Annotated in this window: 10 protein-coding genes and 2 tRNA genes; 7 read left to right on the forward strand and 5 right to left on the reverse strand. The window is 51.4% G+C overall.

Annotated elements, in window-relative coordinates:
• Positions 1-208 precede the first annotated feature (208 nt).
• The 3 genes from PsAD26_RS13385 to PsAD26_RS13395 all read left to right on the forward strand — a co-directional run bounded on the left by PsAD26_RS13385 (position 209) and on the right by PsAD26_RS13395 (position 5,807).
• On the forward strand, positions 209-943 hold the full coding sequence (locus PsAD26_RS13385; RefSeq protein ID WP_208860381.1) for a L,D-transpeptidase: 735 nt from the start codon (positions 209-211) through the stop codon (positions 941-943).
• Positions 944-1,248: 305 nt separating this feature from the next.
• Positions 1,249-2,625 (forward strand): efflux RND transporter periplasmic adaptor subunit, encoded by a 1,377-nt coding sequence (locus PsAD26_RS13390; protein ID WP_063310820.1) that lies wholly within the window; start codon positions 1,249-1,251, stop codon positions 2,623-2,625.
• 23 nt (positions 2,626-2,648) lie between these two features.
• Positions 2,649-5,807: an efflux RND transporter permease subunit gene (locus PsAD26_RS13395; protein ID WP_063310821.1), complete on the forward strand. Its 3,159-nt coding sequence runs from the start codon at positions 2,649-2,651 to the stop codon at positions 5,805-5,807.
• Positions 5,808-5,812: 5 nt separating this feature from the next.
• On the opposite strand, the gene PsAD26_RS13400 is transcribed toward PsAD26_RS13395, so the two are convergent.
• Positions 5,813-6,160 (reverse strand): hypothetical protein, encoded by a 348-nt coding sequence (locus PsAD26_RS13400; protein WP_063300067.1) that lies wholly within the window; start codon positions 6,158-6,160, stop codon positions 5,813-5,815.
• Positions 6,161-6,405: 245 nt separating this feature from the next.
• Between PsAD26_RS13400 and PsAD26_RS13405 the strand changes: the two genes are divergently transcribed.
• Positions 6,406-6,756, forward strand: a complete 351-nt coding sequence (locus PsAD26_RS13405) for a hypothetical protein (protein ID WP_208985677.1) — start codon at positions 6,406-6,408, stop codon at positions 6,754-6,756.
• A gap of 47 nt (positions 6,757-6,803) precedes the next feature.
• On the opposite strand, the gene PsAD26_RS13410 is transcribed toward PsAD26_RS13405, so the two are convergent.
• Positions 6,804-7,760 (reverse strand): nucleoside hydrolase, encoded by a 957-nt coding sequence (locus PsAD26_RS13410; RefSeq protein ID WP_063310823.1) that lies wholly within the window; start codon positions 7,758-7,760, stop codon positions 6,804-6,806.
• 216 nt (positions 7,761-7,976) lie between these two features.
• Between PsAD26_RS13410 and PsAD26_RS13415 the strand changes: the two genes are divergently transcribed.
• On the forward strand, positions 7,977-9,008 hold the full coding sequence (locus PsAD26_RS13415; RefSeq protein ID WP_084403671.1) for a DUF2817 domain-containing protein: 1,032 nt from the start codon (positions 7,977-7,979) through the stop codon (positions 9,006-9,008).
• A 7-nt stretch (positions 9,009-9,015) separates the two neighbouring features.
• On the opposite strand, the gene PsAD26_RS13420 is transcribed toward PsAD26_RS13415, so the two are convergent.
• The 3 genes from PsAD26_RS13420 to PsAD26_RS13430 form a co-directional block, all read right to left on the reverse strand.
• Positions 9,016-9,747 (reverse strand): SDR family NAD(P)-dependent oxidoreductase, encoded by a 732-nt coding sequence (locus tag PsAD26_RS13420; protein WP_063310824.1) that lies wholly within the window; start codon positions 9,745-9,747, stop codon positions 9,016-9,018.
• A 120-nt stretch (positions 9,748-9,867) separates the two neighbouring features.
• Positions 9,868-9,941 (reverse strand) — tRNA-Gln (locus tag PsAD26_RS13425).
• A 59-nt stretch (positions 9,942-10,000) separates the two neighbouring features.
• A tRNA-Gln gene (locus PsAD26_RS13430) sits at positions 10,001-10,074 on the reverse strand.
• Positions 10,075-10,624: 550 nt separating this feature from the next.
• Between PsAD26_RS13430 and PsAD26_RS13435 the strand changes: the two genes are divergently transcribed.
• Positions 10,625-12,061 (forward strand): Ppx/GppA phosphatase family protein, encoded by a 1,437-nt coding sequence (locus tag PsAD26_RS13435; protein ID WP_063310825.1) that lies wholly within the window; start codon positions 10,625-10,627, stop codon positions 12,059-12,061.
• Positions 12,058-12,759: an RlmE family RNA methyltransferase gene (locus PsAD26_RS13440; RefSeq protein WP_063310826.1), complete on the forward strand. Its 702-nt coding sequence runs from the start codon at positions 12,058-12,060 to the stop codon at positions 12,757-12,759. The genes PsAD26_RS13435 and PsAD26_RS13440 overlap by 4 nt, the downstream gene beginning before the upstream one ends.
• Positions 12,760-12,791: the final 32 nt, after the last annotated feature.

Genomic DNA, 12,791 nt, shown 5'->3' on the forward strand with positions numbered 1-12,791 from the left:
TTTGCAGGCCAGACACACCCATTAAGGCCTTGATGGTCGCACCCTTTGAATCCACATAGTGAATTGTGCATAGGTTCAAATTGTCGTGACCATCTGTCTTCCTCAATTAGTTATTGATAGAGACAAGTTAGAAACGCAAATCGGCTGTGCGATATGCTTATTGCAACATGCTCGGCAATCTAACTTAAGGAACAATAATAGGGTGACCATGAGCTTTTTAAGTACAACTGCCGAGAAGGCGAGGCATTGTAACAAAGGTAGTTTGTCCAGACGTGGTTTTGTAATCGGAACAGCAGCCCTCGCTTTGGCAGGCTGTCAGACAACCGGTGCTCCAAAACGCAAGACTGTGGCCGACCTTCGCCAGGATCCGTACTACAAGGCTGTTTATGGCCCGATGCCGGAAGAAAAATTCCCCATCCCTGCAGTCAATCTCAACCAGATCCCAGACGGCAAGTACCTCCGTCAGGTGGTGAACTACACCGGTCCGGAAGTTGGCGGCACGCTTGTTGTCGACCCATCCAACCGCTTCCTCTATCTGGTGCGCGGTGATGGCACTGCCATGCGCTACGGTGTTGGTGTGGGCCGTGCTGGCTTCAGCTGGAATGGCGATGCTGTCATCCAGTACAAGCGCCAGTGGCCAAAATGGACACCGCCAGCAGAGATGATCGCACGCCAGCCAGAGCTTGAAGAATTCCGCTATGGTATGGCGCCAGGCATCGAAAATCCGCTGGGCGCCCGCGCGCTTTACCTGTTCCAGAATGGCAAAGACACGCTGTACCGCCTGCATGGAACCAACGAACACTGGTCTATCGGCAAAAACGTATCAAGCGGCTGTATTCGCTTGCTGAACCAGGATGTGATTGACCTGTATAACCGCGTGCCAGACGGCTCGCGCGTTGTGGTGCGTCCGGCAAGTAACCCGGTGGAACCACTCAGCGTCTAGTTAAACGCGGCATCGTGAAAATGACTGAAAGGCCTGATATCACTGTCAGGCCTTTTGTGCATCTGCCTCTGGAAAACGCGGTGGTAGATCAATGAAAGTGTAACGAACTGTAGCAAAACGCCAGTTCAGGCAATGTCATTACGTTTTTACAAACTTCAAAATGCACATGTCTCACAAAAGCAATGTAAAACACTCTCAACTAAAGTGTTCTTTCATGCATACTTGAATCGCCAAGAGGCTCCTCATTGATCCAGTGAGCCTGAATAGCCGTAAGTACTGCAAATTCTGGTAGGAGTTGGGTGTTTATGTCCCGTTCTAGACAGGCTGTAAAAGTTGGTCTGATCGCCGTAGTAGTTGGCGTTGCAGGATTATATATCGGCAAACCGGCTCTGTTCTCCAAGCCGGTCCCATTGCTCAGTTCCGTTGGACTAACGCTCTGGCCAGTTGAGACGGCTGATGTCGCCGTAAAGGGCTCAGGCAATAAGCAACAGGGCAAGCGTGGCGGCGGAAAACGGGGCGGTGGCAGTCAGGAAATTCTGGCCCGTGCTCGCAATGTGACCACAGGCGTAACGGACACGTTCGTCCGTGCAATTGGTACGGGTCGTGCGGCCAAGATGACAGACCTTTATCCGGAAAGCTCCGGACGTATTCAAGAGCTACCCTTCAAGGCAGGAACGCGAGTCTCTACAGGGGATGTGGTTTTACGTCTGGATGATGCGGAAGAGAAGCTTGCGGTCAATCGTGCCAAACTCGCGCTGAAAGACGCCGAGGAGCAGGTTGAGCGATACGAAAAACTCATGTCCTCGCAGACCATTTCAACGGTCCAGATGCAAAATGCTCTGCTGGCAACCAATCAGGCCCGGCTGGATTTGGACAAAGCCAGCATCGACCTTGATCGCAGACTGGTGAGAGCTCCGTTTGAAGGTATTCTCGGCATTATGGATGTCGAAATTGGTGACTATGTAACGCAATCCTCTCGCATCACAGGTCTGGATGATCGCTCCAGCATTTTGGTCGAGTTTGTTGTACCGGAACGGTTTGCAAACAAGGTCAAACGCGGAGATACGGTGGAACTGCGCACAGAAGCTATGCCGGGACATACGTTCAGTGGCGAGCTGACAGCTCTGGAAAACCGCGTTAATTCCGAATCCCGTACATTGAAAGTTCAGGCAACAGTTGCAAATCCTAACGATCTCCTCCGATCTGGGATCGCTTTTGATGCTCGTGTCCAATTGGAAGGGGATGAATGGCCATCCGTTCCGTCCATCGCGCTCAAATGGGATCGGTCCGGCCCACATGTCTGGCTAGCGGAAAATGGCGAAGCTTTGCGAACTGACGTAACCGTCATTGAACGCAGCGCTGACCGGGTATTGATAGAAGGCGAGGTAGAGCCGGGTGATATCGTGATTACAGAGTCAGTTCGCGACTTGCGCCCAGGCACGAAAGTCACGCTTCAGGCTGAGCCGGGCTTTACTCTAACCAAACCCGAGGGTGTAAACGCGCCGCTCGTGAGTGAGACGCAGACCCCAGGTGAAAACGCTGGTGCACAGCGCAAAGGGAAGGGAAACGGGCAAGGCAAGAATAAGCCAGACACAGGCCAAACCGATAAGAGCGAACCAGTTAAAAGCTCCGGTTCTCAATCTGGAATATCGGCTGATAGCACGACTAAATCCAGCTCCTGAATGACTGACCCCAAGGTGTTTCTATGACAACCGACAAAAATTCTACACGGGAAAGTCATCTGAGCGGATTGTATGCGCTGTGTGTACGGCGCCCCGTTCTGGCGATTACCCTAAATCTCCTGATTATCGTAGCAGGTATTGCAGCGCTGCTAGGTGTTGAAGTGCGCGAAATGCCCAATGTGGATCGACCCGTTGTGACGGTCACGACCACATATTCAGGTGCTCCGCCAGAAGTTACGGATGCCGAGATAACCAGTGTGCTGGAAAAAGCGATCTCGCGCACCGCAGGCATTGAATCCATTTCTTCCAACTCAAAATATGGCCGCAGCCGGATTACTGTCGAGTTCAATGACAGTGTCGATGTCAGTGAAGCAGCCAATGACATTCGTGATGCCGTAAGCGGAGCAGGGCGTAACCTGCCCGAAGATGCTGATACACCGGTTGTCGTAAAGGCCGACGCGGATGCAGATCCCGTTATGCGCGTTGTCGTAACTTCTGATGAAATGCGTATTGAGGAACTCAGCAAGTTTGTTGATGATGAGATTGTTGACCGCATCACATCCGTGCCTGGCGTTGCCAGTGTTGATTTGTATGGTTCTCAAACACCAGTCTTCAAAATCGCGATCAACGTGCAGGCTATGTCCTCTCGTGGCCTGACACCGGACAATCTTCGCTCTGTCTTGGAGGAACTCGCGCTTGATACCTCCGGCGGTTCACTGGAAACAGGTGATCAGGAGCTCTTTGTTCGCGCGAATTCCGATGTGAAAACAGCCGAGCAAATCGGCATGGTCAAGCTCAATGAGACCACCAGAATTCGCGATATTGCCTTTGTGAGTTATGGCCCGGAACGCGCATCCTCTGGCGCATTTTATAACGGTAAACGTGCCGTCGGAATGGGCATTATTCGCTCGGCAAATTCAAACACGATCGATATCTCCAACGATGTTCGCGCTGAAATAGAGCGTATGCAGGATCAGCTTCCAAACGATGTGGAAGTCAACGTCAGTAGTGATGATGCCACGTTCATCGGTGGTGCAATCAAGGAAGTCGTATTTTCGCTGTTCCTCTCCACCAGCATTGTGATTGGTGTGATGCTGTTGTTCCTTGGTTCCATCCGCGTCACGCTTATTCCAGCCGTAACTGTTCCTGTCGCTTTGATTGGTGCATTGGTTGGCATCTGGCTGGCGGGGTTCTCCGCAAATGTGTTGACGCTTCTGGCACTGTTGTTGGCAACCGGTATGGTGGTTGATGATGCAATTGTGGTTCTGGAAAATATCTCTAAACGCGTTCACAAAGGGCAGGGGCCGCGTGCTGCTGCGATCCTTGGTACGCGTGAGGTCTTCTTCGCAGTTATCACCACAACGGCAACTCTGGCTGCTGTGTTTATTCCAATTTCATTCCTACCAGGCAGTGTCGGCAAGCTCTTCTCTGAGTTTGGCTTTGTGCTTGCAATCAGCGTGATGCTGTCCTCCTTCGTTGCGCTGACACTCGCGCCGATGATGGCATCCCGTCTGCTGCGTACGAAAAATTATGAGGACACGCACAAACCCTCTGCAGCTTGGGTTGTGATCTCCAATATGGGGACTGCCATTGAGCGCTGGTACTCCAGCACGTTGGATTGGACATTACGTCGGCCATTCATACTACTGGGCGCCGCAACTCTCTTTGTAATAGCGGGAGCGTCCCAGTATACCTCACTGCCACGTCAGCTCACTCCAACAGAGGACAGGTCTGTAATTTTCATGATCGCGTCCACTCCTCAAGGGGCAAGTCTGGACTACACCGCAGGCAAAATGAGTGAGCTGGAGTATATCGCTCAACCCTACGTCGATAATGGCGAGGCACGCAGCATCATGAGCCTTGTTGGTATGGGCGGGCAGATCAATCGCGGTTTCCTTGTTATGTCTTTGAAGGACTGGGCGGAGCGCGATCGCAGTCAGCAGGAAATCGTCAATGAGCTACAGCGTAAGACCGCAAAAATCCCGGGTCTGAAGGTGCGTGTTGCTCAACCAAATACAATCGGAATCCGCGGTGCCGGGCAGGGCCTTCGCTTTGCAGTGACCGGTACTAATTATAATGAACTGGCTGAAAATGCAGATGATATTGTAGCTGAGATGCAGGCCCGCTACGGCGACAAAGTTGGCTTTGCCTCTGTGTCTTATGAGACGACACAGCCGCAGTTGCTGGTGAGTGTAGACAGAGAACGTGCAAACGATCTGGGTCTGTCTTCTGACCGGATTGCCTCCAACTTGCGTATGCTGCTCGATGGCTCATCTGTTGCAGACCTCTTCGTAGAAGATGACGGCATTCCGATGGTGATGGAAGCTGGTGGCCTGCCATTGCAGTCTACACGCGATCTTGAAAACATCTTCATCAAGAGCAAAGACGGCACCATGCTGCCTATGTCTTCTATTGTTTCCATTGAAGAAGAGGCTGTAGCGCCGAGCTTGACGCGTGAAGAACAACAAAGGGCAGTCCCTGTCACTATCTCCATTAATGATGGTTACGACCTTGCTCAGGCAATCTCTGATATGAAGGAAGTTGCAGCCGAGGTCTTGCCAGAAGGCACCAACGTCACGCTTTTGAGTGAAGCAGCCGTTTTGGAGAAAACCACGTCCAACGTCTACATGACGTTCCTCTTTGCAATCCTCGTGGTCTTCCTTGTGCTCGCTGCGCAGTTTGAAAGCTTCATGAGTGCGTTTGTCATTCTCTGTACTGTGCCCTTTGGCATTTCAGCGGCGATCATCTCCATCGGCCTGACGGGAGGGTCGATCAATGTCTACTCCCAGATCGGCATCATCTTGCTTGTCGGTTTGATGGCCAAAAATGGCATTCTCATTGTCGAGTTTGCAAATACATTGCGGGAAGAGGGGCGTTCAGTCTTTGAAGCGATCCACGATGCATGCCTCATCCGCTTCCGTCCAGTTGTCATGACAGTAGTCTCAACCGTCCTTGGTGGCGTGCCGTTGGTCATGGCTTTTGGAGCAGGGGCAGAAGCGCGCATTGAGATGGGGTGGGTGATCGTTGGTGGTTTGGGTTTTGCGACACTTTCCACGCTCTTCGTAACACCAGCTGCCTACCTATTGCTGATGCGCTATACGACACCACGCAAAGCCAGCGAGGAAAAGCTGCACAGCGAGCTTGATAAGGCGCTGGGCACCACAAACACACCAGCTGAATGATGCGATTATGGACAGGCCGAGATGATAACAATGCTTGCATTGCCTTCGTCTCGGCACTTCTGCGCAAGATAAAAGATATCTAGCCTCAATGTGACCAAGTGAGAGTTTGCACCCGGTTCGGTCGTCTCACTCACGCGGTGACCAAGATCTTGAGAGAGCTCCAACTCAAAGAACGCTTCACTCTGAGAAAAATAGGAGAGCAGTAAATCCAGATCGAGCGCTTCATTGCCGGCAGCGTCAATGACACGCGTCTGGCGAAGCTTGTCGCGCCACATAAGCTCTCCGCAATTATCAAGAAATTGCTCGCAGGAGACCAGCTCGTCAAACAGTTGATGAACACAAGAACGAAGCATCTAATCTATACCCAGCCTTTCAGATGCAAATTGCAGAGCGAATTATAGCCCAAAGATCTGATTTCCCCTCAAAACCAAATGATAAAATTGAAGGCATGAGCCGTTTGAGTGAACAGCAGCAGATCAATTAGGTTCACAACACCCCTCAATTGTCACAGAAATGCAATAAAGCGCATTGAGTGCGCTTTATTTGTGATATGCTTTGATTTTCCCTCATGGAACTAAAGGTGCGACCACGGAGAGAAATGATGCGCTCACTCAAGTTTTTGATGGTGATATTGACAGGTCTGTCGACAATGCTGATGTCAGTTTCGGTAAGCAATGCCTTAGGCATCCAGCAATTAACAGAAGTGAGCGGACGAGCGGAAGTTGTCGATAAACGCCAGCTCGATATCTATCATCCTTATGGGATTATACGCGTTGGCCTGATGTGGCCTGCAGAAAATCATTACTCTTTGCGCCGTCAATTGGCGACCGCTATCAAAGTGAAATGCCTGATGTTTGGATCAGAAACATCTGCCAGCTGTGTTGCAATTGATAAGTTCGGGTCACGCTGGATGCTCGGCAATGCCAATCAGATGGCATTCACAAAGTAAGGTGTTTAAAAGCGCCGACAGCCCAATGCTCTCGGCGCTTTCTGATTTTACTTATTGCTGGCGAACGTCTTCATCATGATATCAACGAAGAGCGCAGCATTCGCGTCAAAGGCCACTTTACAATTGGCTTGTTTGGTGCCGCGATGGTTCTTGTCAACAATTGTGCGCCCAACAGTCAGCGCCCCTTGAGTTTCAATGTCGACCGGATATTCTTCCAGTGTAATTACGTCTGGCTGAATGAGGTGCGCAATACAAAGTGCATCATGCACGGGTGCACTGTGCTCAACATCCATCTTCTGGATCTTGTCGTGAATGCCAATGCGGTGACCAGTGCAAGCCGCCATTGCCTTACCTGCAGGTGTACCCAGTTCATCAAACTGACGACACTGTGTCGCTGTCACCAAAGCTTTGTGTGTTGCGTCCAACGGCACCATGGTCAACTTTTCAAAGCCAGCGTTGAAGACTGCATAAGCAGCTTCAGGGTCAGCCCAGATGTTGAACTCCGCAGCAGGAGTCACATTACCAACGTCATGACCACCACCCATGATCACGACTTCAGGAATAAGGTCCACCAGCTTCGGCTCAACAGCCAGCGCTGCTGCAATGTTCGTAAGCGGTGCAACTGGGACAAGCGTGATTGGATCAGTTGCACTGCGGTAGGTCTCTACTAGATACTCAACCGCATGCTGCTTTTGTGCTTTTAAAGCAGTTTCCGGCAGAGGAAGATGCTTGCCATGGATCTTCTCAGTCAGATCATTCTTCGTGCGCGGCGTCGGAAAGTCATTTCGTACCAGAGGCTTGTGACAGCCAGCATAAACCGGGATCTCAGGCTTACCGATATAATCGAGTACGCGAAGGGAATTATCTGTGCAGTAATGCAGCTCAGCATTCCCGTTCACGGTGGTTACGCCAATCAGGTCAAGATCTTCATGCAAAGCAGCCAGCATAATGGCAACAGCATCATCCGTGCCGGTGTCCACATCTAGTATCAGTTTTCTTTTCATTATTCGCTCCCGGGAAGCTGATCGCTGCTAACTCTATGGGCGCGCAGCGGCAGCCTGATCTGAAGACGCATCATCGCAATTGATTGAAAACTTGCATGTGATGCGAGAAAAAAGAGATAAGGAACAACAGACTAGATTATTCTTTCTGGGTCAATTAGGTGTGTAATTTAACCGCCGATATATCACAGCTTCATCCCGTTATTTGAAGAGTACACAATGCCTGCAAATCCCATTTTCTCTGAGGACTATTTCCAAGCTCAACAGCGTTTCATGGACCTGGCCAGTCGACTTGGATTTGAGACAGAGGTCATCCCGCACCCAACCTTCAAGAGTGAGGAGGGGCCTGTGCAGATGACTGTTGCTTTGCAAGGCAAACCTGACAGTGAGCATGTGGTGTTCATTACTTCAGGCGTGCACGGAACAGAACTTACAGCTGGCTCTGGAATTCAGCTGGACTTGATGCAGCGCTATTTGGAGCAGCTCCCAGACAATACAAAAGTAGTCTGGGTGCATGCAGTCAACCCAGCTGGCTGCGCGATCTTCACGCGGACAGATGAGAACAACGTAGACAACAACCGCAACTCGATTAGCTTTGATGGAGATCTTCCTCAAAACCCTGACTACGAAGAGCTGCACACCGCCATTTGTGCGCCTCAGATCGCGGGAGAGGAGTGGGAGACTGCCAACACCGCAATTAAAACCTATACCGAAAAGAACGGAGCTGGCGCTCTGACGCAAAAAGTGCTGAAAGGGCAATACTCAGTCCCAATGGGGCTGTTTTACGGCGGGGAGGAAACATCCTGGTCCACCAAAACCCTAAAGCAAGTCATTGTCTGTTATGGACAAGGCGCAAAGCGCGCAACGATCATTGATCTGCACACAGGTGTCGGTCCTTGCGGCTTTTGCGAGGTGATGGACCTCAGTTCAAAGCCCGGCGAAGAAGCGGAATGGAGCCTCATAGGCGGTTTCATGTGCGATACTTTGGACAGTGTGGATCTGGAGGTCCCACCAACCAAGCTAATCTTGGAGTTTGGCACCGTCCCATTTGAACAGGTGCTGGACGCTCATCGCCGCGACAACTGGCTGAAACGCAATCGGGATACTGTTGCTCCAGAACTAGCCGCTGAAATCCGACAGGAACTCAAAGATGCACTCTTTGTCGATACACAAGAATGGTGCGATGCGCTTCTGACTCAAAGCCGCGATGTTTTTGAGCAGTATGTTCTGAAAGCCACAGCAGAAGCTTGATGATCTATCAGGGAGCGATCTCAGTCCCGTCATAGGCTAGGCATTTGCCAGTTTGGGACTGGTCAACCTCAGTGATCACATCCAGCAGCATTGCAGCGGATTTCTCAGGCTGCATCAATTGCCCTTCTGGCATGCCGCGTTGAAACGGTTTGGAGAGTGAGCTGTCCACCGTGCCCGGGTGCATTCCGATAATGACCGAACTTTGATGCGTGCGCTGCATTTCAATCGCAGCGCACCTGATAAGCATGTTGAGCGCAGCTTTTGAGGCGCGGTACGAATACCACCCGCCCAGATAGTTATCGGAAATGCTGCCAACGCGTGCTGAGATCGCAGCAAAAACAGCCTTTTTGTGTTTGGGCAAAAGCGGCAGAAAGTGCTTCATGATCAAGCTGGGGAGAATGGTATTTGTATGAAATGTCTCCTCCATACCCGCCGCTGTGAGTGAGCGGATACTCTTCTCCGGCTTTGAGGTGTCGCTGTGAAGTTGTCCAGTTGCCACGAAAATCAGATCAAGTCCCCCAGCTGCCTTAATCGCATCTTCACTGGCGTTAAGCCCCTCCGTATCCTCTAGCGAGAAGGTGTGGTTCTCAACGCGCTCATGGACCGGAATGCGTACTGGAGAGCGGGCAAAACAAAACATATCCGCTGTGTCATAGCGATCAAGACACTCATGCACAAAAGCAGACCCAATTGCGCCGCTTGCGCCAAAAACAGCAATCCGTTTGGGGGAGAAGGGCATGATACAACCTCTGCAAGCGTAAATGTTGCAAGAAGTGTTCTTGAGGCGCACGAAACCGTCAATTAGCGGAATATCGGAGCCGCTCAATCAATCTGTTCAGTTTTGATTTATGGAAGAAAATGGCTGGGGATCCTGGACTCGAACCAGGACCGACGGAGTCAGAGTCCGCTGTTCTACCATTAAACTAATCCCCAGCAGAACAGGAGGGAAGTGTTCCCTACCAAGCAGTTGAAGCATTTGATACGTGAGTAATTGGCTGGGGATCCTGGACTCGAACCAGGACCGACGGAGTCAGAGTCCGCTGTTCTACCATTAAACTAATCCCCAGCAATAACAGCACGTTAGCTACTGCCAACCAACAAAGTGAAACAAGGTGTTCAATTCGTCGGTGAGAGGGCTTTTAGTGTTCGGACCGGACCTTGTCAACTTGGTTCTCGTGAGTTTTAACAAAATCAGTGGGCTAAGAGGATTTCAGGCCCTTCTCTTGTGAATAAGGACATGGATCTGCGCATTTATGCGCAAGTGTGTTCTGGCAAGCGTGTCACGCTGCCAGCGCCTGTCAACGACTCCAAAATCGTAAGCCTCTGGAGTTTCCTGCAATTTGAGAGAATTCGTTTAAATTTAGGACTGTACCATTCAAATGGGGCGATTGCTGTTTGCCATGAAACTGTTACAATGTTGCCAACTTAAAATGACTTCAGTCCAGATCGCATTTAGATGCCTCATGGACTGCACAAAGGCATAGCACTTGAAGAAAACGGGTGAGCGGTCCTCTTCGGATGGAGCGAGAACGCCCGGCGTCCCGGGAAGCTCAAAAAAGGGCAGACGGAAGCAACGCCATAGAAAGCGCCAGGGTGGAGACGCCAAAAATGCGTCTTTGCACCGCGCTGAAGCTGGTCATTCTGCTGGGATTGCGGAAGAGGCTGGCAGTTCTCGTCCTGAAGGCGCCAAGCGGCAGAGGAAAGCACGTCGCGCAAAGCCTAATCGGGCAGAAAGACGTGCGCTCCTAAACCAAAAACTACATGCGCCCGTTGTCAATATTGATCCGGGCGGCACATCAGTAGAAGTTATACAACCTGCTCCTGCACCTAAGGAGGAGGTTAAAACGCATGGGTCAACGCAAGTCAGACAGTCTGGGCCTGCAGAGCAACATGCTCCGCGTCCTTCTCAAGGCTACAGATCCCGCGAAAATGATGCAAACCGACGTCGTCATCCCGCGGATATGCGTGGTGATGGGACGCATCGTTTTCCGTCGCGCCACAGACATCAGGCGACAGGGTCTCAGGAGCTCTACGCAGCTTTGGACCTCGGTACCAACAATTGCCGTTTGCTGATAGCCAGACCAGAGCAGCGCGGGTTTCGTGTTGTCGATGCCTACTCCAAGATCGTACGCTTGGGGGAGGGTGTCGGGCGTAATCGGAAACTCTCCGATGATGCCATTTCACGAGCCATCGAGGCCTTGCAAGTTTGTCAGCAAAAGATTTCCGAGCGCGGCGTTCAGCGGGCACGGCTCATTGCGACAGAGGCCTGCCGGGCAGCTGAAAATGGCGAGGAGTTTGTCAGCCGTGCCAAGAAAGAAGCGGGACTGGAACTTGAGATCGTCAGTCAGGAGACTGAAGCACGCTTAGCCGTTGCTGGGTGCGTTTCTCTGGTCGATCCTGAGGCCGATGGTGTTCTGCTTTTCGATATTGGAGGCGGATCCTCTGAGATTGTCTGGCTCGATCTGCGCAACAGATATGGTGCGCGTGGGTATGCACTGACCCGCTTTGTCCGAACATGGACGTCTCTGCCTTTGGGCGTTGTAAATCTGGCGGAAAGTCACGGAGGTGTGCACGTCACACCAGATGTTTTTGAAGCTATGGTTGGTGATGTCTCGCAGAGATTGGAGAATTTCCCTCTTGGCAATGAACTCTCCCGTGCTATAGAGCGCGGAAATGTCCATATGCTGGGAACATCCGGGACGGTGACTACATTGGCCGGGGTCCACTTGGGCCTTAAGCGCTATGATCGCCGCCGCGTTGATGGAGCATGGATGGAACAGGAAGATGTTTCAGCCATGATTAACCAGCTTTTGAATATGTCCTATCAAGAACGGGTAGAAAACCCTTGTATTGGTGAGGACCGAGCCGATTTGGTGCTAGCAGGTTGCGCAATTTTGGAAGGAATACGCCGCAGATGGCCTTGTCAGCGTTTACGTGTGGCTGACAGAGGACTGCGGGAAGGTATTTTGATGGAGATGATGGCTGCAGACAAAGTCTGGAGCAACTCCAACCATAAGCGCCGGCGCACCCCTAGAAAGGAATATAACAGATGAGCGGCAACTCTAGTGGTCGTGGATCAGGTGATCGGGGCATGTTTCAGCGCGTGAAAACTGCGCGTAAACGGTCCAACTCCTCAACACTCTGGCTGCAACGCCAGCTGAATGATCCATACGTCCGCCGTGCCAAGGTCGATGGCTATCGCTCCAGGGCGGCCTACAAGCTGATCGAGATCAACGAGAAGCATGAAATCCTGAAGCCGGGTATGCGTGTGGTCGATTTGGGATGTGCTCCAGGCGGCTGGTCGCAGCTGACGGCGCCGATCGTTGGCTCAGTGGATGATGAGCCATTAGTGGTTGGGATTGATTATCTCGAAGTTGAACCGATCCCAGGTGTTGTGATCCTTCAAAAAGACTTTCTGGATGATGATGCTCCTGATGAGCTGATGAAAGCGCTCGGCGGGCATCGCCCAGATCTGGTGATGTCTGACATGGCTGCACCAACAACAGGCCATCGTCAAACAGACCACCTGCGCACGACTTATTTGTTCGAGATCGCAATCGATTTTGCGCGTCAGAACCTGAATGAAGGTGGTGCATTCCTCTCAAAAGTGTTTGCCGGTGGTGCTGAGGCAAAGTTGCTTCAGGATCTGAAGAAGGAATTTAAGTCTGTGGTGCATATCAAACCACCAGCGAGCCGCAAAGGCAGCCCCGAGATGTTCATTCTCGCCAAGGGCTACAGAGGCTCTAAATAATGTTCAGAAAGGCTGGTTTCGACCAGCCTTTT

The sequence above is a fragment of the Pseudovibrio sp. Ad26 genome (assembly GCF_001623285.1).
Classification (GTDB): domain Bacteria; phylum Pseudomonadota; class Alphaproteobacteria; order Rhizobiales; family Stappiaceae; genus Pseudovibrio; species Pseudovibrio ascidiaceicola.

Coding starts and splice junctions, on each gene's coding strand:
- PsAD26_RS13390 (WP_063310820.1), top strand. CDS start 1,249: ATGTCCCGTTCTAGACAGGCTGTAAAAGTTGGTCTGATCGCCGTAGTA.
- PsAD26_RS13400 (WP_063300067.1), bottom strand. CDS start 6,160: ATGCTTCGTTCTTGTGTTCATCAACTGTTTGACGAGCTGGTCTCCTGC.
- PsAD26_RS13440 (WP_063310826.1), top strand. CDS start 12,058: ATGAGCGGCAACTCTAGTGGTCGTGGATCAGGTGATCGGGGCATGTTT.
- PsAD26_RS13420 (WP_063310824.1), bottom strand. CDS start 9,747: ATGCCCTTCTCCCCCAAACGGATTGCTGTTTTTGGCGCAAGCGGCGCA.
- PsAD26_RS13385 (WP_208860381.1), top strand. CDS start 209: ATGAGCTTTTTAAGTACAACTGCCGAGAAGGCGAGGCATTGTAACAAA.
- PsAD26_RS13405 (WP_208985677.1), top strand. CDS start 6,406: ATGATGCGCTCACTCAAGTTTTTGATGGTGATATTGACAGGTCTGTCG.
- PsAD26_RS13415 (WP_084403671.1), top strand. CDS start 7,977: ATGCCTGCAAATCCCATTTTCTCTGAGGACTATTTCCAAGCTCAACAG.
- PsAD26_RS13410 (WP_063310823.1), bottom strand. CDS start 7,760: ATGAAAAGAAAACTGATACTAGATGTGGACACCGGCACGGATGATGCT.
- PsAD26_RS13395 (WP_063310821.1), top strand. CDS start 2,649: ATGACAACCGACAAAAATTCTACACGGGAAAGTCATCTGAGCGGATTG.